Annotated in this window: 20 protein-coding genes; 17 read left to right on the forward strand and 3 right to left on the reverse strand. The window is 53.5% G+C overall.

What is annotated here, in order from left to right:
• Nucleotides 1-85: 85 nt before the first annotated feature.
• From dapD to map, 3 genes are all read right to left on the reverse strand, one after another.
• Nucleotides 86-910 carry a 2,3,4,5-tetrahydropyridine-2,6-dicarboxylate N-succinyltransferase gene (gene dapD / locus C7434_RS13690; RefSeq protein WP_033740308.1) on the reverse strand — a complete coding sequence of 275 codons (825 nt, stop codon included), beginning with the start codon at nt 908-910 and terminating at the stop codon, nt 86-88.
• 80 nt (nt 911-990) lie between these two features.
• On the reverse strand, nt 991-3,639 hold the full coding sequence (gene glnD / locus C7434_RS13695) for a bifunctional uridylyltransferase/uridylyl-removing protein GlnD (RefSeq protein ID WP_039338672.1): 2,649 nt from the start codon (nt 3,637-3,639) through the stop codon (nt 991-993).
• 65 nt (nt 3,640-3,704) lie between these two features.
• Nucleotides 3,705-4,499, reverse strand: a complete 795-nt coding sequence (gene map, locus C7434_RS13700) for a type I methionyl aminopeptidase (RefSeq protein ID WP_033740309.1) — start codon at nt 4,497-4,499, stop codon at nt 3,705-3,707.
• Between the two features lie 316 nt (nt 4,500-4,815).
• Between map and rpsB the strand changes: the two genes are divergently transcribed.
• The 17 genes from rpsB (at nt 4,816) to accA (ending at nt 24,370) form a co-directional block, all read left to right on the forward strand.
• On the forward strand, nt 4,816-5,541 hold the full coding sequence (gene rpsB, locus C7434_RS13705; protein WP_006117758.1) for a 30S ribosomal protein S2: 726 nt from the start codon (nt 4,816-4,818) through the stop codon (nt 5,539-5,541).
• Between the two features lie 183 nt (nt 5,542-5,724).
• A complete protein-coding gene (gene tsf / locus C7434_RS13710) occupies nt 5,725-6,576 on the forward strand; it encodes a translation elongation factor Ts (protein ID WP_006117759.1) in 852 nt (283 codons plus the stop codon).
• A gap of 154 nt (nt 6,577-6,730) precedes the next feature.
• Nucleotides 6,731-7,456, forward strand: a complete 726-nt coding sequence (gene pyrH, locus C7434_RS13715; protein ID WP_006117760.1) for a UMP kinase — start codon at nt 6,731-6,733, stop codon at nt 7,454-7,456.
• Nucleotides 7,457-7,599: 143 nt separating this feature from the next.
• A complete protein-coding gene (gene frr, locus C7434_RS13720) occupies nt 7,600-8,157 on the forward strand; it encodes a ribosome recycling factor (RefSeq protein ID WP_006117761.1) in 558 nt (185 codons plus the stop codon).
• A 110-nt stretch (nt 8,158-8,267) separates the two neighbouring features.
• Nucleotides 8,268-9,464 (forward strand): 1-deoxy-D-xylulose-5-phosphate reductoisomerase, encoded by a 1,197-nt coding sequence (gene ispC, locus C7434_RS13725; RefSeq protein ID WP_006117762.1) that lies wholly within the window; start codon nt 8,268-8,270, stop codon nt 9,462-9,464.
• Nucleotides 9,465-9,641: 177 nt separating this feature from the next.
• Nucleotides 9,642-10,394, forward strand: coding sequence for a (2E,6E)-farnesyl-diphosphate-specific ditrans,polycis-undecaprenyl-diphosphate synthase (gene ispU / locus C7434_RS13730; RefSeq protein WP_006117763.1), 753 nt, complete (start codon nt 9,642-9,644; stop codon nt 10,392-10,394).
• Between the two features lie 18 nt (nt 10,395-10,412).
• On the forward strand, nt 10,413-11,270 hold the full coding sequence (gene cdsA / locus C7434_RS13735) for a phosphatidate cytidylyltransferase (protein WP_006117764.1): 858 nt from the start codon (nt 10,413-10,415) through the stop codon (nt 11,268-11,270).
• 12 nt (nt 11,271-11,282) lie between these two features.
• Nucleotides 11,283-12,632, forward strand: coding sequence for a sigma E protease regulator RseP (gene rseP / locus C7434_RS13740; RefSeq protein WP_033740312.1), 1,350 nt, complete (start codon nt 11,283-11,285; stop codon nt 12,630-12,632).
• A gap of 51 nt (nt 12,633-12,683) precedes the next feature.
• Nucleotides 12,684-15,095 carry an outer membrane protein assembly factor BamA gene (gene bamA, locus C7434_RS13745; protein WP_033740313.1) on the forward strand — a complete coding sequence of 804 codons (2,412 nt, stop codon included), beginning with the start codon at nt 12,684-12,686 and terminating at the stop codon, nt 15,093-15,095.
• Nucleotides 15,096-15,190: 95 nt separating this feature from the next.
• Entirely contained in the window at nt 15,191-15,691 is a 501-nt protein-coding gene (locus C7434_RS13750) for an OmpH family outer membrane protein (RefSeq protein WP_006117767.1), read from the forward strand.
• A 3-nt stretch (nt 15,692-15,694) separates the two neighbouring features.
• Nucleotides 15,695-16,720 carry a UDP-3-O-(3-hydroxymyristoyl)glucosamine N-acyltransferase gene (gene lpxD / locus C7434_RS13755; protein WP_033740314.1) on the forward strand — a complete coding sequence of 342 codons (1,026 nt, stop codon included), beginning with the start codon at nt 15,695-15,697 and terminating at the stop codon, nt 16,718-16,720.
• Nucleotides 16,721-16,871: 151 nt separating this feature from the next.
• Nucleotides 16,872-17,327, forward strand: coding sequence for a 3-hydroxyacyl-ACP dehydratase FabZ (gene fabZ, locus C7434_RS13760; RefSeq protein ID WP_006117769.1), 456 nt, complete (start codon nt 16,872-16,874; stop codon nt 17,325-17,327).
• Nucleotides 17,328-17,330: 3 nt separating this feature from the next.
• Nucleotides 17,331-18,119, forward strand: coding sequence for an acyl-ACP--UDP-N-acetylglucosamine O-acyltransferase (lpxA, locus tag C7434_RS13765; protein WP_006117770.1), 789 nt, complete (start codon nt 17,331-17,333; stop codon nt 18,117-18,119).
• A 3-nt stretch (nt 18,120-18,122) separates the two neighbouring features.
• On the forward strand, nt 18,123-19,271 hold the full coding sequence (gene lpxB / locus C7434_RS13770) for a lipid-A-disaccharide synthase (protein WP_054634466.1): 1,149 nt from the start codon (nt 18,123-18,125) through the stop codon (nt 19,269-19,271).
• Nucleotides 19,264-19,890 carry a ribonuclease HII gene (gene rnhB, locus C7434_RS13775; RefSeq protein ID WP_033740315.1) on the forward strand — a complete coding sequence of 209 codons (627 nt, stop codon included), beginning with the start codon at nt 19,264-19,266 and terminating at the stop codon, nt 19,888-19,890. Before lpxB ends, rnhB begins: the two co-directional genes overlap by 8 nt.
• Before the next feature lie 28 nt (nt 19,891-19,918).
• Nucleotides 19,919-23,401 carry a DNA polymerase III subunit alpha gene (dnaE, locus tag C7434_RS13780; RefSeq protein ID WP_033740316.1) on the forward strand — a complete coding sequence of 1,161 codons (3,483 nt, stop codon included), beginning with the start codon at nt 19,919-19,921 and terminating at the stop codon, nt 23,399-23,401.
• A 12-nt stretch (nt 23,402-23,413) separates the two neighbouring features.
• Nucleotides 23,414-24,370: an acetyl-CoA carboxylase carboxyl transferase subunit alpha gene (accA, locus tag C7434_RS13785; RefSeq protein WP_033740317.1), complete on the forward strand. Its 957-nt coding sequence runs from the start codon at nt 23,414-23,416 to the stop codon at nt 24,368-24,370.
• Nucleotides 24,371-24,412 lie beyond the last annotated feature (42 nt).

Genomic DNA, 24,412 nt, shown 5'->3' on the forward strand with positions numbered 1-24,412 from the left:
CCCGTTGGTTCGCGTTGAAAAACAACATTACCCGTAACAGCTGTAAACAAAAGATGACGGGCTGTCAGGCAGCCCGTCCACAAGCTTAGTCGATCGTGCGCAGCAATTCATTAATGCCGGTTTTGGCCAGTGTTTTGGCATCCACTTTTTTCACGATAACCGCGCAATACAGGCTGTAGCTGCCATCTTTTGACGGCAGATTACCCGAGACGACGACCGATCCGGCAGGTACGCGTCCGTAATGAATTTCACCGGTTTCGCGGTCATAAATTTTGGTGCTTTGACCAATATAAACGCCCATTGAAATAACGGAACCTTCTTCAACAATCACGCCTTCAACAATTTCAGAACGTGCGCCGATGAAGCAGTTATCTTCAATAATGGTCGGATTAGCCTGCAGGGGCTCAAGCACCCCACCGATGCCTACGCCACCAGATAAGTGGACATTTTTACCAATTTGCGCACAGGAGCCCACGGTGGCCCAGGTGTCCACCATCGTTCCTTCGTCAACAAAGGCACCGATGTTCACATAGGAAGGCATCAACACGGTATTACGTGCAATAAAGGCACCTTTACGCACGGCGGCGGGCGGTACGACGCGGAAACCGGCGGCTTTGAAGCGCGCATCGTCCCAGTCAGCGAATTTCATTGGCACTTTGTCGTAAAAGCGTGTTTCTGCGCCTTCCATGACCTGATTGTCATTGATGCGGAAAGAGAGCAGAACGGCTTTTTTCAGCCACTGATGCGTTACCCATTCACCGTCGATTTTTTCAGAAACGCGCAGCTCACCACTGTCCAGTTTGGCGATAACCTGATTAATCGCGTCGCGGGTTTCAGTATCCACACTGGTCGGGGTGATATCAGCGCGACGTTCGAAGGCAGATTCAATAACACTCTGTAACTGTTGCATATTTTTTCCTGATCTGTCATTTGTGGTGCCGGTCAGCGACCAGCACAGGTAAAAAGTGAAAGTTCACAAATTGAAGCGGGTCACACTTTATCGTTTGGATTAAGGGCCTCTGTCAACCGTTGTTGCAGGGTCTGGCGCATTTCCTCATCCAGTGCCCGGCGTTCGCTATTGGCCAGAATAAACAAATCTTCGACACGTTCTCCAATGGTACTGATGCGCGCGCCATGCAGTGATACGCCGAGATCGGCAAACACCTCGCCGACGCGCGCCAGCAAGCCCGGCTGATCGAGCGCCACCAGTTCCAGATAACTCCGGCGATCGGTATGCGTCGGCAGAAAGTTTACTTCGGTATCCACGCTGAAATGGCGGAGTCGGGCAGCCTGACGGCGGGTACGTGGCGGCACCCAGTCTGACTGCGTAATCGCCTGTTCCAGCGCCTGAATGATAAGCGCATGACGATCGGGAGCCAGCGGGCTGCCATCCGGCTCCAGCACGATAAACGTATCCATCGCCATACCATCGCGGCTGGTAAAAATCTGCGCATCATGCACGCTGAGATTGCGGCGATCCAGCTCACCGGCCACGGCGGCAAACAGGTGGGGCCGGTCCGGGCTCCAGATAAAAATTTCTGTACCGCCTCGTGTAGCCTGTGGGCTTACCAGCACCAATGGTTTACGCAGATCGTGTTCCAGTAAATGGCGCGCATGCCAGGCGATCTGATTCGGCGTGTGACGCAGGAAATAGTCGGCACGGCACCGGTTCCAGATGTGGTGCAGGCGGGCTTCATCGATGTTGTCCATGCGCAACAGTGCCAGCGCCTGTAAACGGTGATGACGGACACGCTCACGGAGATCCGGGCTGTTCTCCATGCCGCGGCGCAGCTGTTTTTCAGTGGCAAAGAACAGTTCTCGCAGCAGGCTTTGCTTCCAGCTGTTCCACAAGCTTTCATTAGTGGCGCAGATGTCGGCAACGGTCAGGCAAACCAGATAACGCAGCCGGTTCTCGTTCTGCATGACTTCGGCGAACTGCTGAATGACCGTAGGATCCTGAATGTCGCGGCGCTGCGCGGTAACTGACATCAGCAGATGATGACGAACCAGCCAGGCCACTAACTGGGTTTCACGTGAGTTAAGACCGTGCATCTCCGCAAACGCCAGCGCGTCCTGCGCACCCAGCACGGAGTGATCGCCGTTACGCCCTTTCGCGATGTCGTGTAACAGCGCAGCCATTAACAGTAATTCCTGTTGTGGCAGGCGAGGCCAGAGTTCAACGCACAACGGATGTTGCGGGCGCGTTGCTTCATTGGCAAAGCTCTCCAGTTTCTGCAACACCCGGATAGTGTGCTCATCGACGGTATAAGCATGAAATAAATCAAACTGCATCTGCCCGACAATGTGGCCCCAGAGCGGCGTATAAGCCCAGAGCACGCTGTGGCGATGCATCGGGACCAGCGCGCGACTGACCGCACCGGGATGACGCAGAATCGACATAAACAGGCGACGCGCTTCAGGCAACTGGCATAAGGGTTGCTCAAGATGACGTCGTGTATGACGCAGGCGGCGCAGTGTAGTGGAGTAGATCCCTTTGATGTTTTCATTGCGTACCATGACATAGAACATACGCAAGATCGCCTGGGGTTCCCGATCAAACAGGGTTTCATCACGCAGATCGATCAGGTTACCGCGCAGCTGGAAATCGTCATCAATGGCATAGGGTTTTTCATTGGTGGAGAGCGCCAGAATGGCCTCATCGAACAGTTGCAACAGCATCTGGTTAAGCTCACCGATGCGCCGCGTGACGCGGTAAAAATCTTTCATCATGCGTTCGACCGGTTCGTTGCCTTCTCCCTCATAATTCAGGCGCCGGGCAACGCTGAGCTGGCGGTCAAACAGCAGGCGGTTATCGTACCGTGGCAGAGACAGGTGCAGGGCAAAGCGAATGCGCCAGAGAAACGCCTGGCACTCATTCAGCTCGCTGCGCTCTGCGTCCGTCAGGAAACCAAAGCCTGACATCTCATCCAGCGTGGTCGCGCCAAAGTGGCGACGGGCAACCCATTGCAAGGTATGAATGTCACGTAACCCGCCGGGGCTGCTTTTGATATCCGGTTCCAGGTTATAGCTGGTACCGTGATAACGTGTATGGCGTTCCTGCTGCTCGTCGATTTTGGCGGCAAAAAAGCGGGATGATGGCCAGAAGCCATCGCTGAAGACATTTTTTTGTAATTCCAGAAACAGCGCGACATCGCCGGTCAGCATTCGGGCTTCAATCAGATTGGTCGCCACGGTCAGATCGGACAGCCCTTCCAGCAGGCACTCTTCGAGGCTACGTACACTGTGGCCGACCTCCAGCTTGAGATCCCACATCAGCGTCAGTAGCGCGCTGGCGCTCTGCGCCGCCTGCTCATCCAGCGGCTGACGGCTGAGAATTAAGATATCGATATCGGAAAGGGGATGCAGTTCACCGCGACCGTAACCGCCGACGGCGACAAGCGTGATGGCTTTCATGCTGTCGAAGCCAAAAAAACGCCACAAACGGCGCAGCAGGCGATCGATAAACAGCGTTCGGGCGTGAATCAGATCTTCGACAGGCTCACCGGCATCAAACGCCGCCGCCAGGTGCTGCTGGAAGCCCTCCAGGCGTTGCTTTAAGACGTCGCGTGTCAGCGTATCGTCTTGCCACTCGCCAGGGGAATCATTCAGGCCGTTTTTCACTTCTTGCGACAGGCTCATGCAACGCTCTCATCATTAACCATAAAAAAACCGGCAGAGCGCCGGCTTTTTTATTCGTGGTGGAATTACTCCTGGTTAACTAACACCGCAGGCAGGGTGTCGTCTTTTCGCAGGGTTAAAATCTCACAGCCGTTATCCGTCACCACAATAGTATGCTCGTACTGCGCCGACAAGCTGCGATCTTTGGTTTTCACCGTCCAGCCGTCTTTCATGGTACGAATGCGGTAATCACCGGCGTTTACCATCGGTTCAACGGTAAAGGTCATTCCTGCCTGCAGGACCACTCCGCCGTCATCCGCGTCGTAATGCAGCACCTGGGGCTCTTCATGGAAGCCTTTGCCAATGCCGTGACCGCAGTATTCCCGCACGACAGAGAAGTCATTCGCTTCGACGTATTTTTGAATCGCGCGGCCCAGCTCGCGCAGCCGAATGCCCGGCTTAACTAAACGCAGTGACAGATAAAGGCTTTCCTGCGTCACGCGGCACAGACGTTCGCCCTGAATGGTGGGTTTACCCACGATAAACATTTTGGACGTATCGCCATGGTAATCGTCTTTAATCACGGTCACGTCAATGTTAACGATATCCCCGTCTTTTAACGGGCGATCGTCACTGGGAATGCCATGGCAAACCACTTCATTCACTGAGATACAGACAGATTTAGGGAAACCGTGGTAACCCAGGCAGGCAGACACCGCCTGCTGCTTCTCGGTAATGTGCGCATGACAAAGGCGATCCAGTTCGCCCGTCGTCACGCCAGGCTGCACGTGCGGTTCGATCATTTCAAGCACTTCCGCAGCCAGCCGACCTGCGACGCGCATTTTTTCGATTTCTTCGGGAGTTTTTATTGAGATTGCCATTAAATTATTCCGCTGTTGCTGAAATTTTCAGCAATAATGAACGCTGTGCTGTCATGTTAACAGCAAGCCAAAAGGGCTGCCAAACGGAGAACGCATCGCGCGCCATAAGCGAACAATTATTGGCGTCCAGAGCCTGATTGTGGTATAAAGCGCGCCGACGATTCTCTGTGGGCTGCAAGGTCAACGGGAACCGCAATAATCTCACTATGTGTACTAAAACACACATGTATCGACACATACGCCGGGGTGCCTTGAAAGAGGTCGGTTGTATGGGATACATGGAGGCCCAACCCCAATTAAACTAGAGGTAGTAATCATGGCAACTGTTTCCATGCGCGATATGCTCAAGGCTGGTGTTCACTTCGGTCACCAGACCCGTTACTGGTGCCCAAAAATGAAGCCATTCATTTTCGGTGCGCGTAACAAAGTTCACATCATCAACCTTGAGAAAACCGTACCAATGTTCAACGAAGCTCTGGCTGAGTTGACCAAAATCTCTTCCCGTAAAGGTAAGATTCTGTTCGTTGGTACCAAGCGCGCTGCTGCCGAAGCGGTAAAAGAGTCTGCACTGAGCTGCGACCAGTTCTTCGTAAACCACCGCTGGTTGGGTGGTATGCTGACTAACTGGAAAACCGTTCGTCAGTCTATCAAACGTCTGAAAGAGCTTGAGACCCAGTCTCAGGACGGCACTTTCGACAAACTGACCAAGAAAGAAGCGCTGATGCGCGCTCGTGAGCTGGCCAAGCTGGAAAACAGCCTGGGCGGTATCAAAGACATGGGCGGTTTGCCGGATGCACTGTTTGTTGTCGATGCTGACCACGAACACATCGCAATCAAAGAAGCAAACAACCTGGGCATCCCAGTATTTGCTATCGTTGATACTAACTCTGATCCGGATGGCGTTGATTACGTTATCCCAGGTAACGACGATGCGATCCGTGCTATCAACCTGTACCTGACTGCCGTTGCGACTACCGTTCGCGAAGGCCGTTCTCAGGATCTGGCTGAGCAGGCTGAAGAAGCGTCTTTAGAAAACGCTTAATTAAGGTTTGCTCTGTAGAAGAGCCCTTAGCATTCAGATGTGATCTGTAAGGGGCCAAACATGGCCCCTTTATTTTATCCAAGTCTGTAACGCCCCTGTTCAGGCCGGCGGGACAGAGTAAATTTTCCGCAAATAAGTACCTGTTGATGCACCCGTGCTCAGGTACGAACCGAGGATTCTGGAATGGCTGAAATTACCGCTGCACTGGTAAAAGAACTGCGTGAGCGTACTGGCGCAGGCATGATGGACTGCAAAAAAGCGCTGACTGAAGCGAGCGGCGACATCGAGCTGGCGATTGAAAACATGCGCAAGTCTGGCGCAATCAAAGCAGCGAAAAAAGCAGGTAACGTTGCTGCTGACGGCGTGATCAAAACCAAAATCGTTGGTAACTACGGTGTGATTCTGGAAGTAAACTGCCAGACTGACTTCGTTGCAAAAGATGGCGGCTTCCAGGCATTTGCTGACAAAGTGCTGGACGCGGCTGCGGCTAACCGCATCACCGACGTTGAAGCGCTGAAAGCACAGTTTGAAGAAGAGCGCGTTGCACTGGTTGCCAAAATCGGTGAAAACATCAACATTCGTCGCGTTGCAGTGCTGGAAGGCGAAGAGCTGGGCAGCTACCTGCACGGCGCACGTATCGGCGTTCTGGTTTCAGCGAAAGGCGCTAACGAAGATCTGATCAAACAGATCGCGATGCACGTTGCGGCAAGCAAGCCTGAGTTTGTTAAGCCAGAAGACGTTTCTGCCGAAGTGGTTGAGAAAGAGTACCAGGTTCAGCTGGATATCGCGATGCAGTCTGGCAAGCCAAAAGAAATCGCAGAGAAAATGGTTGAAGGCCGCATGAAGAAATTCACCGGTGAAGTTTCTCTGACCGGTCAGGCATTCGTTATCGATCCAGCCAAAACCGTTGGCCAGGCGCTGAAAGAGCAGGGCGCTGACGTGATCAACTTCATCCGCTTCGAAGTGGGCGAAGGCATCGAGAAAGTTGAGACTGATTTTGCTGCTGAAGTTGCAGCGATGTCCAAACAGTCTTAATGATCTGAAAGAACCGCCAGATGGCGGTTCTTTTTTGTCTGCCACAGGCAAAAGATACGTTTTCAGTTTCATCCCAATAGCAATTCTTTTGCTGTAAGCGGATGATTGATCGGAATTACTTCTCACTCATCATATCTTCCAGGAAGAACTGACCATGGCGACCAACGCAAAACCTGTTTATCAACGTATCCTGCTAAAACTCAGCGGTGAAGCACTGCAAGGTGCAGAAGGTTTTGGTATCGACGCGAGTGTGCTTGACCGCATGGCTCAGGAAGTTAAAGAGCTGGTCGAACTGGGTATCCAGGTGGGCGTTGTGATTGGCGGGGGCAACCTGTTCCGTGGAGCGGGTCTGGCACAGGCGGGCATGAACCGCGTTGTCGGCGACCACATGGGGATGCTGGCCACCGTAATGAATGGCCTGGCAATGCGTGATGCGCTGCATCGTGCCTATGTTAACGCCCGTCTGATGTCGGCCATTCCCCTGAACGGCGTGTGCGACAACTACAGCTGGGCAGAAGCCATCAGCCTGTTACGCAATAACCGCGTTGTCATCTTCTCCGCAGGTACCGGTAACCCCTTCTTTACGACGGATTCTGCCGCCTGTCTGCGCGGTATCGAAATCGAAGCCGATGTGGTGTTGAAAGCCACCAAAGTTGACGGCGTTTATTCTGCGGACCCCGTGAAGCACCCCGATGCAACACTGTACGAAAAACTGACCTATGCGGAAGTGCTGGATCAAGAGCTAAAAGTGATGGATCTCGCCGCGTTTACGCTGGCGCGCGATCACAAACTGCCTATCCGCGTTTTCAACATGAACAAGCCTGGCGCATTGCGTCGCGTAGTGATGGGTGAAAAAGAAGGCACCCTGATTACGCATTAATACCCGAGGCGAGATAAAATAGGGTATATTCTGTCAGTGCGGCGCGGTATTGCCGCACGCCATTCAGGATTATCGATGCTTATCGATCCCGCTTCCGGTAATGCCGGAACTGGCCAGGTCAAACCGAATCCAAGGGTTTTAACGTGATTAACGACATTAAAAAAGATGCTGATACGCGCATGGATAAATGCGTGGAAGCATTCAAAACCACTATCAGCAAGGTGCGCACAGGTCGTGCTTCACCTTCACTGCTCGACGGCATCATCGTTGAATATTACGGCACGCCGACGCCACTGCGTCAGCTGGCTTCCGTTACTGTTGAAGATTCCCGCACGCTGAAAATCAACGTGTTTGATCGCTCTCTCGGCCCGGCCGTTGAAAAAGCGATTATGGCGTCTGATCTTGGGCTGAATCCCAGCTCTGCCGGTTCGGACATTCGTGTTCCGCTGCCTGCACTGACCGAAGAACGTCGTAAAGACCTGATTAAAATCGTGCGCGGCGAAGCCGAGCAGGGCCGTGTGTCGGTACGTAACGTCCGTCGCGATGCCAACGATAAGATCAAAGCGCTGCTGAAAGATAAAGAGATCAGCGAAGACGACGAACGTCGCGCGCAGGATGAAATCCAGAAAATGACCGATGCGCACATCAAGAAAGTCGATGCAGCATTGGCCGAAAAAGAAACGGAGCTGATGGATTTCTAATTCCATCTTCGCCGACGAAAACGCCGTACAGGGAGGCCTTCTGACTGAATGCCATCTCTGGCGGCGTTTTACGTTGTGCCCCACGCTTTTACCGATACAGGGACAGCATTATGAAGCGATTAACTCTGCTGGGTTCGACCGGATCAATCGGCACCAGCACGCTGGCCGTTGTTAAAGCCAATCCGGCGCTTTACCAGGTCACGGCGCTGGTGGCGGGCAAAAATGTAGCCCTGATGGCAGAACAGTGTGCACAGTTTCAACCGCGCTACGCCGCCATGGCAGATGAAGACGCTGCCGCCGCGCTACGTGAGCGACTGAGAGCATTGAAGATCAGGACTGAAGTGCTCTCCGGCGTTCAGGCAGCCTGTGAACTGGCCGCGCTGGATGAGGTTGACCAGGTGATGGCCGCAATTGTGGGTGCATCGGGGTTATTACCCACGCTGGCCGCCATTCGCGCCGGCAAAACGGTCTTGCTGGCGAACAAAGAATCGCTGGTCACCTGCGGCCGTTTATTTATGGAGGCGGTACGTCAACATAACGCGCAGTTGTTGCCGGTCGATAGCGAGCACAATGCCATTTTTCAGAGTTTGCCCGCTTCCATCCAGCATCAGTTAGGTTACGCTGACCTGCAGAATAACGGCATTGAGTCGATTATTCTTACGGGATCGGGTGGCCCTTTTCGTGACACAAATTTAGCGGATCTGAGCAATATGTCGCCAGATCAGGCTTGTGCACATCCGAACTGGACAATGGGACGTAAAATCTCTGTTGATTCGGCCACCATGATGAATAAAGGTCTTGAATACATTGAAGCGCGCTGGCTGTTTAATGCCAGCGCAGCGCAGATGGAAGTGATTTTGCACCCACAATCGGTGATCCACTCCATGGTGCGGTATTGCGATGGCAGCGTGCTGGCCCAGTTAGGTTCGCCTGACATGCGGACACCAATCGCCCACAGTATGGCCTGGCCCGCACGTATTGAGGCTGGGGTCACACCGCTGGACTTTACCCGCATGTCGGCACTGACCTTCTCGGCACCTGATTTTGGTCGTTACCCCTGTCTCAAACTCGCGATTGATGCCTGCGAAGCCGGACAGGCAGCGACCACCACGCTCAATGCGGCCAATGAGATTGCCGTGGCGGCTTTCCTGGATAAGCAGATCCGTTTTACGGATATTGCCGCGTTGAACAGCGCAGTGCTGTCGGCGCATCACTGTCAGGAGCCGGACTCCGTGGATGCGGTCATTGACATTGACCGAAGCGCACGCGCGGCGGCAACAGAAATGTTGTCCCATTTCACGTCGTAATAACGATTACGCTGAGGCTATTTGTTCGCTTCGGGTGAAAATGTTATAGTCGCTGGCTCGCGTTTAACGGTCTGTCACCGAATTCGGTGTGGCCCGGCAGGCAATGTCGGGATTTGTACCGGGCGCAATGTATTCAGAAACCACAGCATTTCTGATGAAAGGAATTGATTACGCGTTATGTCGTCTGAAAATCACAACAACACCGATGACCAACAGGGTACCGGTCCGCGCCACGTCGCTATCATCATGGATGGCAATGGCCGCTGGGCTAAAAACCAGGGAAAACTGCGTATTTCCGGCCATAAAGCGGGCGTGAAATCAGTACGCCGCGCCGTTAGCTTTGCTGTCAATAATAATCTGGAAGCGTTAACGCTTTACGCCTTTAGCAGCGAAAACTGGAGCCGTCCTGCGCAGGAAGTGACAGCCTTAATGGAACTGTTTGTCTGGGCGCTGGATAGCGAAGTGAAGAGCCTGCATAAACACAATGTCCGCTTACGCATTATTGGCGATATCAGTCGATTCAGCCCGCGTATTCAGGAACGTGTCCGTCGGGCCGAGGCGCTGACGGAAAATAACGATCGCCTGACGTTAAACATCGCCGCTAACTACGGCGGACGTTGGGATATCATCGAAGGTGTTAAAAAGTTGGCTGAACAGGTACAGGAAGGCTTGTTACGCCCTGATCAGATAACCGAAGAGAGTCTGACGTCGCAGCTGTGTATGAACCAGCTGGCGCCAGTGGATTTAGTGATAAGGACCGGGGGAGAGCATCGGATTAGCAACTTCCTGTTGTGGCAGATTGCCTATGCGGAATTCTATTTTACTGATGTGCTCTGGCCGGATTTTGATGAACACGTTTTTGAAGGTGCACTGAATGCATTCTCTCTGCGGGAGCGACGCTTTGGCGGCGCTGCACCAGGCGGCGCCTGAGCAATCTGGGGGTAACCTTTGCTGAAGTCTCGTCTGATCACCGCGCTGATCCTTATTCCGCTGGTGATCGCTGCATTGTTCTGGTTACCGCCTGTTGGCTTTGCAATTGTTACGATTATCATCTGTATGCTTGCCGCCTGGGAATGGGGGCAGCTGTCCGGTATGGCATCGCGTCAGCAACGTATCTGGCTGGCCGTGATCTGTGGCCTTGTGCTGACGCTTATGCTCCTTACCCTTCCCCCTTACGAACATAACGCCTATCTGCCGCAGGTTACAGGCTGGCTGTGGGCTTCGCTGGCCTGGTGGACGGGCGCGCTGCTGTTGGTTCTGTTTTATCCAGCCTCTGCGACACTCTGGCGTCATTCCCGGCTTCTCCGCTTGCTGTTCGGTGTCTTAACCATTATTCCTTTCTTCTGGGGCATGATGGCGCTCCGCCAGTATCACTACGAATCTGATCATTTTGCCGGTGCATGGTGGCTGTTGTTTGTCATGTTTCTGGTCTGGGGGGCCGATTCAGGTGCTTATATGTTCGGTAAGCTGTTTGGCAGGCATAAGCTGGCCCCCAAAGTATCACCCGGTAAAACCTGGGAAGGATTTTTGGGCGGACTGGTCTCTTCCGCGCTTATTGCTGTGCTGTTTGCCAGCTTTGCGCCGCTGACCATCCCGACGGGCACGCTGGTCATGTGTGCGGTGATTTCGACGCTCGCATCAGTCCTGGGCGATCTCACGGAAAGCATGTTTAAACGTGAAGCCGGTATCAAAGACAGCGGTAACCTGATCCCGGGACATGGCGGCATCCTCGACCGCATTGACAGCCTGACAGCAGCCGTACCGGTCTTTGCCTGCCTGTTACTGTTGGTGTTTCAGACACTCTAAGGGCAAACGACGATGTTAAGCGTAATCTGGAGTTTTGCCGCATTCATCATTGCACTGGGCATATTAATTACGGTGCATGAATTTGGCCATTTTTGGGTGGCGCGGCGCTGCGGGGTCAGAGTCGAACGTTTTTCAATCGGTTTTGGTAAAGCGTTATGGCAACGCCGTGACCGCCATGGGACCGAATTTGTTCTTGCCCTCATTCCACTTGGCGGTTACGTCAAAATGTTGGATGAGCGGGTCGAAAGCGTCCCTGCGGAACTCCGGCACCAGGCGTTTAACAATAAAGCCATCTGGCAGCGCGCCTCCATTATCGCTGCTGGTCCTGTCGCCAATTTCCTGTTCGCCATCTTTGCCTACTGGGTCGTCTTCATTCATGGCGTGCCGGGTGTGAAACCTGTGGTTGGTGAAATTCTGAACGGTTCGGTAGCGGCGGAAGCGCAAATTACACCCGGAACGGAACTTAAGGCCGTCGACGGTATCGAAACGCCTGACTGGGAAGCTGTGCGCATGGCGCTGGTCGGTAAAATCGGTGACAGCAGCACGACGCTGACAGTGGGTCGCTTTGGCGAACAAGGGACGCAGCAAAAGCACGTTGATTTGCGGAACTGGCAGTTTGAGCCTGATAAGCAGGATCCGGTGGTGGCGCTGGGGATACGTCCTCGCGGTCCACAGATCGAAACGACACTGGCTGAAGTGCAAAAGAATTCACCCGCCAGTGAAGCCGGTTTGCAAGCGGGCGACAGGATCGTTAAAGTCGATGGTCAGTTATTAACGCAATGGCAGCTTTTTGCGACTCAGGTTCGGGATAACCCCGGAAAAAGTATGGCCCTTGAGGTCGATCGCAACGGTGAAGCGGTGAAGTTGACCCTGACGCCGGAAGCGAAACCTGGAAATAAAGCGGAAGGGTTTGCGGGCGTCATTCCGCGAGTTGTTCCTCTGCCAGACGAGTACAAAACGGTAAGACAATATGGCGCGTTCCCGGCCATTGGTGAGGCCAGTGTAAAAACCTGGCAACTGATGAAGCTGACCGTCTCCATGTTGGGCAAGTTAATAACCGGTGATGTGAAGTTGAACAACCTGAGCGGCCCAATCTCGATTGCGCAAGGTGCAGGATTGTCAGCCGAGTACGGAATGATTTACTACCTGATGTTCCTGGCGTTGATTAGCGTCAACTTAGGAATCATCAATCTGTTCCCGCTGCCGGTTTTAGATGGTGGGCACTTGCTCTTCCTGGCGATCGAAAAGATCAAAGGGGGACCGGTGTCCGATCGAGTTCAAGACTTTAGTTATCGCATCGGCTCAATACTGCTGGTGATGTTAATGGGGCTTGCACTTTTCAATGATTTCTCACGCCTGTAACCGCTGGAACGCGAGCTTGCGTGGGATGTGTTAGGAAAACGCATAATAACGATGGCGATGAAAAAGTTGCTCATAGCGTCGCTGCTGTTTAGCAGCGCCACCGTTTACGGTGCAGACGATTTCGTGGTGAAGGACATTCATTTCGAAGGGCTGCAGCGAGTCGCCGTCGGCGCGGCTCTGCTGAGCATGCCAGTTCGGGTTGGCGATACGGTGAATGACGATGACGTCAGAAATACCATTCGCTCCCTGTTCGCGACTGGCAACTTTGAGGATGTTCAGGTCCTGCGAGATGGTAATACGCTGATTGTTCAGGTTAAAGAACGTCCTACCATCGCCAGCATTACCTTCAGCGGTAACAAAGCGGTTAAGGACGATCAGCTCAAACAGAACCTTGAAGCCTCAGGTGTGCGCGTCGGCGAAGCGCTGGACCGCACCACAATCTCTTCAATCGAGAAGGGACTGGAAGACTTCTACTACAGCGTGGGTAAATATACCGCCAGCGTAAAAGCCGTTGTCACACCGCTGCCGCGTAACCGCGTCGATCTGAAACTGGTCTTTACCGAAGGTGTTTCTGCCAAAATTCAGCAGATCAACATTGTAGGTAATAAAGCCTTCAGTTCAGACGAACTCATTTCCCGTTTCCAGCTGCGTGACGAAGTGCCGTGGTGGAACGTGGTGGCTGACCGTAAATACCAGAAACAGAAACTGGCGGGTGACCTTGAAACCCTGCGCAGCTTCTATCTGGATCGCGGTTATGCCCGTTTCAATATTGATTCGACGCAGGTGAGCCTGACGCCGGATAAAAAAGGCATCTACATCACCGTTAACATCACCGAAGGCGATCAGTACAAGATTGCTGGCGTTATTGTTAACGGCAGCATGGCCGGCCATTCGGCGGAAATCGAACATCTGACCAAAATCCCGGCGGGCGAGCTGTATAACGGCGCAAAAGTCACGTCGATGGAAGATGATATCAAGAAGCTGTTAGGCCGCTACGGTTATGCCTATCCGCGCGTCGTGACGCAGCCTGAAATTAACGATGCCGATAAAACCGTTAAGTTGCATATCAACGTGGATGCGGGCAACCGCTACTACGTGCGTAAAGTGCGCTTTGAAGGTAACGACACCTCGAAAGATGCCGTACTGCGTCGCGAAATGCGCCAGATGGAAGGGGCCTGGCTGGGCAGCGATCTGGTCGATCAGGGTAAAGAGCGCCTGAACCGTACAGGTTACTTCGAAACCGTTGACGTGGATACGCAGCGTGTACCGGGCTCACCGGATCAGGTTGACGTGGTTTACAAAGTTAAAGAGCGTAACACCGGTACCTTTAACTTCGGCGTCGGCTACGGTACGGAAAGTGGCGTCAGCTTCCAGGTCGGCGTGACCCAGGATAACTGGCTGGGTACCGGGAATACCGTCGGTATCAGCGGAACCAAAAACGACTACCAGACCTATGCAGAGTTCTCCCTGACCGATCCTTACTTTACCGTTGATGGTGTGAGTCTGGGCGGCCGGGTGTTCTACAACAACTTTAAGGCCAGCGACGCCGATCTCTCCGGCTATACCAACAGAAGTTACGGTACAGACGGGACATTGGGCTTCCCAATCAATGAGAACAACTCGCTGCGCGTCGGTCTGGGTTATGTGCACAACGACCTGTCGGATATGCGTCCTCAGGTTGCGATGTGGCGCTATCTGGACTCGGTTGGTAAGCCACAGCAGTTAAACCGCAATGGCGATTTCTCGGCTGACGACTTCACCTTTAACTATGGCTGGACGTATAACACGCTGGACCGCGGTTTCTTCGCGACTTCGGGTAACCGTACCAACCTGAACGGTAAGGTGACGATCCCGGGTTCCGATAATGAGTTCTACAAAGTCACCCTGGACAGCCAACAGTATGTGCCGATCAATAAAGATCACACCTGGGTTGTGCTGGGCCGTGGCCGTGTCGGCTATGGTGACGGGCTGGGCGGTAAAGAGATGCCGTTCTATGAGAACTTCTACGCCGGTGGTTCCAGTACCGTGCGTGGCTTCCAGTCCAACACCATCGGTCCGAAAGCGGCCTACCTGAATGATGGCTCGTCGTACTGTAACCTGAGCGATCCTAACGGTATCTGTAAATCGAGTGATGCGGTGGGCGGTAACGCGATGGCGATTGCCAGCCTTGAGCTGATTACGCCCACGCCGTTCCTGAGTGAGAAATATTCGAACTCGGTGCGTACATCGCTGTTTGTCGACGCCGGTACCGTCTGGGATACCAAATGGCAGAACACCGCTGAAACGCGCGCTGCCGGTATTCCTGACTACAGCGATCCAAACAACATTCGCGTCTCGACCGGTGTGTCTTTACAGTGGATGTCACCGCTGGGGCCGTTAGTGTTCTCCTACGCCCAGCCGGTTAAGAAAGTGGACGGAGATAAGTCAGAGCAGTTCCAGTTTAACATTGGTAAAACCTGGTAACGTTCTGTACAGGGATGTGAAAAAATAGCTTGCAGCTGTGGAGCATTGTTATGCTCCGCACTGCAAACATACATGTTGAGGGTAAGGAGTTTATAGTGAAAAAGTTGTTATGTGCAGTTACTCTGGGTGTTGCATTGGCTGCTTCTGCTGGCGCACAGGCGGCCGATAAAGTCGCAACTGTTGATCTGAGCCAGGTTTTCCAGAAATCACCTCAGCGCGCTGCTATCTCCAAACAGCTTGAGAGTGAGTTCCAGGGCCGCGCCACTGAACTCCGTTCTCAGCACGACAAAATTCAGCAGGAAATGCAGGATCTGCAGCGCAATGCGCCAACCATGAAGGCGAGCGAGCGCAACAAGAAAGAGAAGCAGATCGAATCTGAGCGTAATGCCTTCCAGGCGAAAGCAGACGCGTTTGAGAAAGACAACCAGACCCGTCAGGTTCAGGAACGTAACAAGCTGCTGGAAAAAATCCAGACTGCTGTTCAGTCAGTTGCCAAAAGCGGCGGATATGACCTGGTCCTGAATTCTCAGGCTGTGCTTTATTCTGGTTCTGATGTGAAAGACATCACTGATGAAGTTGCGAAGCAGGTTAAATAATCGATGTCATCAATTCGACTGGCTGATTTAGCCCAGCAGTTGGATGCAGAATTGCACGGAGATGGCGATATCGCCATCTCCGGCATTGCTTCTATGCAATCCGCCACAACTGGTCAAATCACATTTCTTGCCAACAGCCGCTACCGCGAGCAGCTCGCGCTGGTCCAGGCATCAGCCGTGGTGCTGACGGAAGCGGATCTGGAATGGTGTAAAACCGCCGCGCTGGTGGTGAAAAATCCTTATCTCACCTATGCGAGAATGGCGCAGCTGCTCGACACTACGCCACAGCCCGCGCAGGATATTGCGCCAAGTGCTGTGATTGATCCCAGCGCGAGACTCGGTGCCAATGTCTCTGTCGGGGCCAATGCGGTTATTGAATCTGACGTTGAGCTCGGTGATAACGTTGTCATTGGCGCAGGCTGTTTTGTGGGTAAAAAAACCCGTATCGGCAGCGGTACGCGTTTGTGGGCTAACGTCTCGGTTTACCATGAAGTAGTCATTGGTCAGCATTGCCTGATTCAGTCCGGCACCGTCATCGGTTCTGATGGCTTCGGCTACGCGAACGATCGGGGTAACTGGGTGAAAATACCGCAGTTGGGCTCGGTGATTATTGGCGATCGGGTAGAAATTGGTGCCTGTACGACCATTGATCGTGGCGCGCTGGATAACACTCTGATCGGCAATGGTGTTATCATAGATAACCAATGTCAGATTGCCCACAACGTAGTGATTGGCGACAATACTGCGGTTGCTGGCGGTGTGATCATGGCGGGTAGTTTAAAAATTGGTCGTTATTGTATGATTGGCGGTGCCAGCGTCATCAACGGCCATATGGAAATCTGTGACAAAGTAACCGTAACCGGTATGGGCATGGTTATGCGTCCGATAACAGAACCTGGTGTATACTCCTCAGGAATTCCATTACAGCCCAACAAAACCTGGCGCAAAACTGCAGCGTTGGTGATGAATATCGACGACATGAGCAAACGCTTAAAAGCAATCGAGCGCAAAGTCGGCAAAGACGACTAAACGCCATCCCATGACTGACCGGCTTTCATAATAACAGTGTAAGCAGGGAAGCCAGGCGCCACGGAAACTATTTGCGGCCTGCCAACGATCATGATGATCGGTGCAGGCCGTGTTATTGATGTCATCAGATTTTTAGGACAGGAAGAGTATTTTGACTACTGAAACTCATACTCTGCAAATTGAAGAGATTTTAGAGCTGCTGCCGCACCGTTATCCGTTTCTGCTGGTAGACCGCGTGCTGGATTTTGAAGAAAACAAATATCTGCGCGCGGTAAAGAACGTCTCCTTTAACGAACCGTTTTTCCAGGGGCATTTCCCTGGTAAACCGATTTTTCCCGGCGTTCTGATTCTGGAAGCGATGGCGCAGGCCACCGGTATTCTGGCATTCAAAAGCGTGGGTAAACTGGAGCCAGGCGAGCTCTATTATTTTGCAGGCATTGATAATGCCCGTTTCAAGCGTCCGGTCGTACCGGGCGATCAAATGATTATGGAAGTGACTTTCGAGAAAACCCGCCGTGGTCTGACGCGCTTTAACGGCGTAGCGACCGTGGACGGTAAAATCGTTTGTGAAGCGACCATGATGTGTGCCCGTAGCCGGGAGGCATAATTCGTGATTGATCCAACCGCCAACATCCATCCCAGTTCTGTCATTGAAGACGGGGCCATCATCGGCCCTGGCGTTCATATCGGCCCGTTCTGCTTTATCGGGGCGAATGTTGAAATTGGTGAAGGAACCGTACTCAAGTCACACGTTGTGGTGAATGGCCATACACGTATCGGTAAAGACAATCAGATCTATCAGTTCGCCTCCATTGGTGAAGTGAATCAGGATTTAAAATACGCGGGCGAACCTACCCGGGTTGAGATTGGCGATCGTAACCGAATCCGTGAAAGCGTCACCATTCATCGCGGCACGACGCAGGGCACGAATGTCACGGTTGTCGGCAGCGACAACCTGCTGATGGTTAACGTCCACATCGCCCATGACTGTGTGATCGGCAACCGCTGCATCATGGCCAACAACGCCACGCTGGGCGGCCATGTCACGGTGGATGATTTCGCCATCATTGGCGGTATGACCGCTGTGCACCAGTGGTGCACCATTGGCGCGCATGTGATGGTTGGCGGGTGTTCAGGCGTTGCTCAGGATGTGCCGCCCTATGTTATTGCACAGGGGAATCACGCGACGCCATTCGGAATCAATATTGAAGGCCTGAAACGTCGCGGCTTCAGCAAAGAGTCACTGCACGCGATTCGTAATGCCTATAAGTTGCTTTACCGCAGCGGCAGAACGCTGGATGAGGTTAAGCCAGAAATCGAAGCGATTGCTCAGCAACACAGTGAAGTGCAGCCTTTCTATGACTTTTTTGCCCGTTCAACTCGTGGATTAATTCGCTAATTCATGTCAGCGCGTCCCCTTACGATAGCCGTCGTCGCCGGAGAAACCTCTGGCGACATCCTTGGTGCAGGCCTGATTCGTGCCTTAAAAGCGCGTCATCCTGATGCCCGGTTTGTTGGCGTCGCAGGCCCATTGATGCAGGCCGAAGGCTGTGAAGCCTGGTACGAAATGGAAGAACTGGCGGTGATGGGCATTGTGGAAGTGCTGGGACGATTGCGCCGCTTGCTGGCTATTCGTCGCGATCTGACACAGCGCTTTATCTCGCTGAAACCCGATGTGTTTGTCGGTATTGACGCACCGGATTTCAATATCACGCTGGAAGGTAATCTTAAGCGCGCAGGCATTCGCACGATTCATTACGTCAGTCCCTCTGTCTGGGCCTGGCGGCAAAAACGGGTGTTCAAAATCGGTCGCAACACCGATCTGGTGCTGGCATTTCTGCCGTTTGAAAAAGCCTTTTACGATCGTTTCGGTGTCCCGTGCCGTTTTATCGGCCACACCATGGCGGATGCTATGCCGCTACAGCCCGACAAAGCCGCCGCCCGTCGCCATCTGGGCATTGACAACAATGCCCAGTGTCTGGCGTTATTGCCCGGCAGTCGCAGTGCCGAAGTTGACATGCTGAGTGCTGACTTTCTTAAAACGGCGCAGATACTGCGTAAGCGCTATCCGGCGCTGGAAATTGTGGTACCGCTGGTTAACCCGAAGCGCCGCGAGCAGTTTGAGCAAATCAAAGCGCAGGTTGCGCCGGAGCTGCCCGTGCATCTGCTGGACGGGCAGGGCCGTGAAGCGATGGTGGCCAGTGATGCTGCGCTGCTGGCGTCCGGCACCGCGGCGCTTGAATGCATGCTGGCGAAATGCCCCATGGTCGTGGGCTACCGCATGAAGCCGTTTACCTTCTGGCTGGCAAAACGCCTGGTCAAAACCGACTACGTTTCGTTGCCTAACCTGCTGGCCGGGCGAGAGCTTGTCAAAGAGCTGCTGCAGGATGAGTGCCAACCTGAAGCGCTGGCTGCGGCGCTGGATCCGCTGTTACATGCCAGTCATGAACGCGAAACGTTATTGCAGACCTTCCACGAACTGCACCAGCAGATTCGCTGGAATGCGGACGAACAAGCCGCAAATGCGGTACTGGAGCTCGCCAATGGCTGATTTTATCTATCCCAACGCCCGACTGATTGCCGGTGTGGATGAAGTGGGGCGCGGCCCGCTGGTTGGTGCGGTGGTGACTGCGGCGGTAATTCTCGATCCGGCGAAACCCATTCCGGGCCTGGCCGATTCGAAAAAGCTCTCAGAGAAACGTCGCCTGGCGCTGTTTGATCAGATTAAAGAGCATGCGCTGGCCTGGAGTCTGGGCCGTGCCGAACCGGAAGAGATCGACAGCCTGAATATTCTGCATGCCACGATGCTGGCGATGCAGCGCGCGGTGGCCGGCCTGGCGATCACGCCTGATTATGTGCTGATTGACGGCAATCGCTGTCCGGCCTTGCCTGTGCCATCACTGGCCGTAGTAAAAGGCGACAGCCTGGTTGCTGAAATCAGTGCGGCCTCGATCATCGCCAAAGTCACGCGCGATCGTGAAATGGCAGAGCTGGATTTGTTGTTTCCGCAGTATGGTTTTGCGCAACATAAAGGTTATCCTACGGCGTTACATATGGAAAAGTTAACGCAGTATGGCGCAACACCACATCACCGCCGCAGCTTTGCGCCGGTGCGTAATGCGCTCATCGATGCCGAAGTGCTGGCGAGCAGCGCCTCCACGCTGCGCTAATCCGCCCCTGTTTTAACCGGAAACTGATATGGCCGAACCCCGTTTTATACATCTGCATGTTCACAGCGACTATTCCATGATCGACGGCCTGGCGAAAACCGGCCCGCTGATTAAGAAAGCGGCTGCGTTAGGCATGCCAGCCATGGCGATTACCGACTTCACCAACCTGTGTGGTCTGGTGAAATTTTACGGTGGTGCGCATGGGGCGGGGATCAAACCGATTATCGGGGCGGATTTTAACGTTGCCAGTGAACTGATGGGGGATGAACTGACCCAGATTACGGTGCTGGCGGCCAACAACACCGGCTATCAAAACCTCACGTTACTCATTTCCCGCGCGTATCAACGCGGTTACGGTGTGGCCGGTCCGATAATCGATCGTGACTGGCTGGCTGAATTACAGGAAGGTCTGATCCTGCTGTCAGGTGGCCGTCGTGGAGATGTGGGGCGCAGTCTGCTGCGCGGTAACAGCGCACTGGTTTCAGAGTGCCTGGCATTTTATCAGCAACATTTTGCCGATCGCTATTACCTGGAACTGGTACGTACCGGCCGACCCGACGAAGAAACCTATCTGCACGCCGCCGTTGAGCTGGCGATTGCCGAAGGCATCCCGGTTGTGGCCACGAACGAGGTCTGCTTCCTGAATGAAGAGGACTTTGATGCGCATGAAATTCGCGTCGCCATTCATGATGGTTATACGCTGGACGATCCTAAACGGCCCCGTAATTACAGTCCTCAGCAATATATGCGCAGCGAAGACGAGATGTGCGAGTTGTTCGCAGACATCCCTGAAGCGCTTGAAAACAGCGTAGAGATTGCTAAGCGTTGTAACGTCACCGTCAGACTGGGTGAGTACTTTCTGCCGCAGTTCCCCACGGGCGACATGACCACCGAGGATTTCCTGGTAATGAAATCCCGTGAGGGGCTGGAAGAGCGTCTGGCGATGCTGTTCCCGGATGAAGCCGTGCGGGCGGAAAAACGGCCGGAATACGATGAACGTCTGGACGTTGAACTGAACGTAATCAACCAGATGGGATTCCCCGGCTACTTCCTGATCGTAATGGAGTTTATCCAGTGGTCGAAAGATAACGGCGTACCGGTAGGGCCGGGACGCGGTTCGGGGGCCGGTTCGCTGGTGGCCTATGCGCTCAAAATTACCGATCTTGATCCCCTTGAGTTCGACCTGCTGTTCGAACGTTTTCTTAACCCTGAACGCGTTTCCATGCCCGATTTCGACGTCGATTTCTGTATGGAAAAACGTGACCAGGTGATTGAACACGTGGCCGATATGTACGGCCGCGAAGCGGTATCCCAGATTATTACCTTCGGTACGATGGCGGCCAAGGCGGTCATTCGTGACGTGGGCCGCGTGCTGGGCCATCCCTATGGTTTTGTCGATCGTATTTCAAAACTGGTGCCGCCCGATCCGGGCATGACGCTGGACAAGGCCTTTGCCGCGGAACCGCAGCTGCCTGAAATTTATGAGGCGGATGAAGAGGTTAAAGCGCTTATCGATATGGCGCGGAAGCTGGAAGGGGTAACCCGAAACGCCGGTAAACATGCGGGTGGCGTGGTGATCGCGCCAACCAAGATCACCGATTTTGCACCGCTGTATTGTGATGAAAACGGTCAGTATCCGGTAACCCAGTTCGATAAAAATGATGTGGAATATGCGGGCCTGGTGAAGTTTGACTTCCTGGGGTTGCGAACGCTCACCATCATTGACTGGGCGCTGAAAATGATTAACCCGCGCCGCGAAAAGCAGGGCTTACCGCCGATCGATATCGCAACCATTCCGCTTGAAGACAAAAAGAGCTTCGACATGCTGCAGCGCGCGGAAACCACCGCGGTTTTCCAGCTTGAATCGCGCGGCATGAAAGATCTGATTAAGCGCCTGAAGCCTGACTGTTTTGAAGATATGATCGCGCTTGTGGCCCTGTTCCGTCCGGGGCCCTTACAGTCGGGCATGGTTGATAACTTCATTGACCGTAAGCACGGTCGGGAAGCCATCTCTTACCCGGATATTCAGTGGCAACACGAAAGCCTGAAGCCGGTACTGGAGCCGACCTACGGCATTATCCTCTACCAGGAACAGGTCATGCAGATTGCCCAGGTCCTGTCCGGCTATACGCTGGGCGGGGCGGACATGCTGCGTCGCGCCATGGGTAAGAAGAAGCCTGAAGAGATGGCCAAACAGCGCTCTGTTTTTAAAGAGGGCGCGGAAAAGATGGGCATCGATGGCGAACTGTCGATGAAAATCTTCGATCTGGTAGAGAAATTCGCGGGTTATGGCTTTAACAAGTCGCACTCCGCCGCTTACGCGCTGGTGTCTTATCAGACCTTATGGCTGAAAGCGCACTATCCAGCGGAATTCATGGCGGCTGTGATGACGGCGGATATGGACAACACAGAAAAAGTGGTGGGTCTGGTAGATGAATGCTGGCGCATGGGGCTGAAAGTCCTGCCGCCGGACATTAACTCGGGTCTGTATCAGTTCCACGTTAATGATGAGGGCGAGATCGTTTACGGTATCGGCGCCATCAAAGGTGTGGGGGAAGGGCCGATCGAAGCGATCATCGATGCGCGTAACGAAGGCGGTTACTTCCGCGAACTGTTCGATCTCTGCGCGCGAACGGATACCAAAAAGATCAATCGCCGCGTGATGGAAAAGTTGATCATGTCCGGCGCCTTTGATCGTCTGGGCCCACATCGTGCCGCCCTGATGAGCGCACTGAACGATGCGCTGAAAGCGGCAGATCAGCATGCTAAAGCGGAAGCGATCGGTCAGGCCGACATGTTTGGCGTGCTGGCCGATGAGCCTGAGCAGGTCGAACAGTCTTACGCCAGCGTCACGCCATGGCCGGAACAGGTGCAACTGGACGGTGAACGGGAAACCCTGGGTTTGTATCTGACCGGCCACCCGATTAACCAGTATCTGAAAGAAATTGAGCGTTACGTGGGTGGGATGCGTTTGAAAGATATGCATCCAACCGATCGTGGTAAGATTACCGTCGCGGCAGGCCTGGTGATTGCTGCGCGTGTAATGGTGACCAAACGCGGCAACCGAATTGGTATTTGTACACTGGACGACCGCTCTGGCCGTCTTGAAGTCATGTTATTTACCGATGCGTTAGATAAATACCAGCAACTGCTGGAGAAAGACCGTATCCTGATCGTCAGCGGACAGGTCAGCTTTGATGACTTTAGTGGTGGCCTTAAAATGACCGCCCGTGAAGTCATGGACATAGATGAAGCGCGTGAAAAATACGCGCGCGGACTTGCTATCTCGCTGACAGACAGGCAAATTGATGACCAGCTATTAAACCGACTCCGTCAGTCCCTTGAGCCTCATCGTTCAGGGACAATTCCGGTGCATCTCTACTATCAGAGAGCCGACGCGCGAGCGAAGCTACGCTTTGGTGCAGCGTGGCGAATATCGCCCAGCGATCGTTTACTCAACGATTTGCGGTCGTTAATTGGATCGGAGCAGGTAGAACTGGAGTTTGACTAAAACAGGAACATTATGAGTCTTAATTACCTGGATTTTGAACAGCCAATCGCAGAACTGGAAGCAAAAATTGATTCGCTTACCTCGATTGGTCGTCAGGACGATAAACACGTCAATCTCGACGAAGAAGTTAAGCGTCTGCGCGAGAAAAGCGTTGAGCTGACACGTAAAATCTTCGCCGATTTGGGCGCATGGCAAATCGCCCAACTGGCGCGACATCCATTACGTCCTTATACCTTTGATTATGTGCGCAATGCGTTTGACGATTTCGATGAGCTTGCGGGTGACCGCGCTTATGCGGATGACAAAGCGATTGTCGGCGGGATTGCCCGCCTCGACGGCCGTCCTGTGATGATCATCGGTCACCAGAAAGGGCGCGAAACTAAAGAGAAGATTCGCCGTAATTTTGGTATGCCGGCACCGGAAGGCTATCGCAAAGCGTTGCGCCTGATGGAAATGGCCGAACGCTTTAAAATGCCTATCATCACCTTTATCGACACGCCGGGTGCGTATCCGGGCGTGGGCGCGGAAGAGCGCGGTCAGTCTGAAGCTATCGCACGCAACCTGCGCGAAATGTCAGGCCTGAAAGTACCGGTTATCTGTACCGTTATCGGTGAGGGCGGTTCGGGTGGCGCACTGGCTATCGGCGTGGGCGACAAAGTGAACATGCTGCAGTACAGCACCTATTCGGTCATTTCACCGGAAGGCTGTGCCTCTATTCTGTGGAAAAGCGCCGATAAAGCGCCGCTGGCCGCAGAAGCGATGGGCATTACCGCGCCGCGTCTGAAAGAGCTTAAGCTGATTGATTCGGTCATCCCTGAGCCACTGGGCGGCGCGCATCGCCATCCGGTAGAAATGGCGCAGACGCTAAAACAGCAACTGCTGGCCGATCTGGCTGACCTGGAAGGGTTAAGCACCGAAGAATTATTAGATCGCCGTTATCAGCGTCTGATGAGTTATGGCTACGCCTGATTCAGTGCTGTGACGTAAAAGCGGACTCCGGTCCGCTTTTTT

This window comes from Pantoea sp. PNA 14-12 (assembly GCF_004364735.1).
Lineage (GTDB): Bacteria > Pseudomonadota > Gammaproteobacteria > Enterobacterales > Enterobacteriaceae > Pantoea > Pantoea stewartii.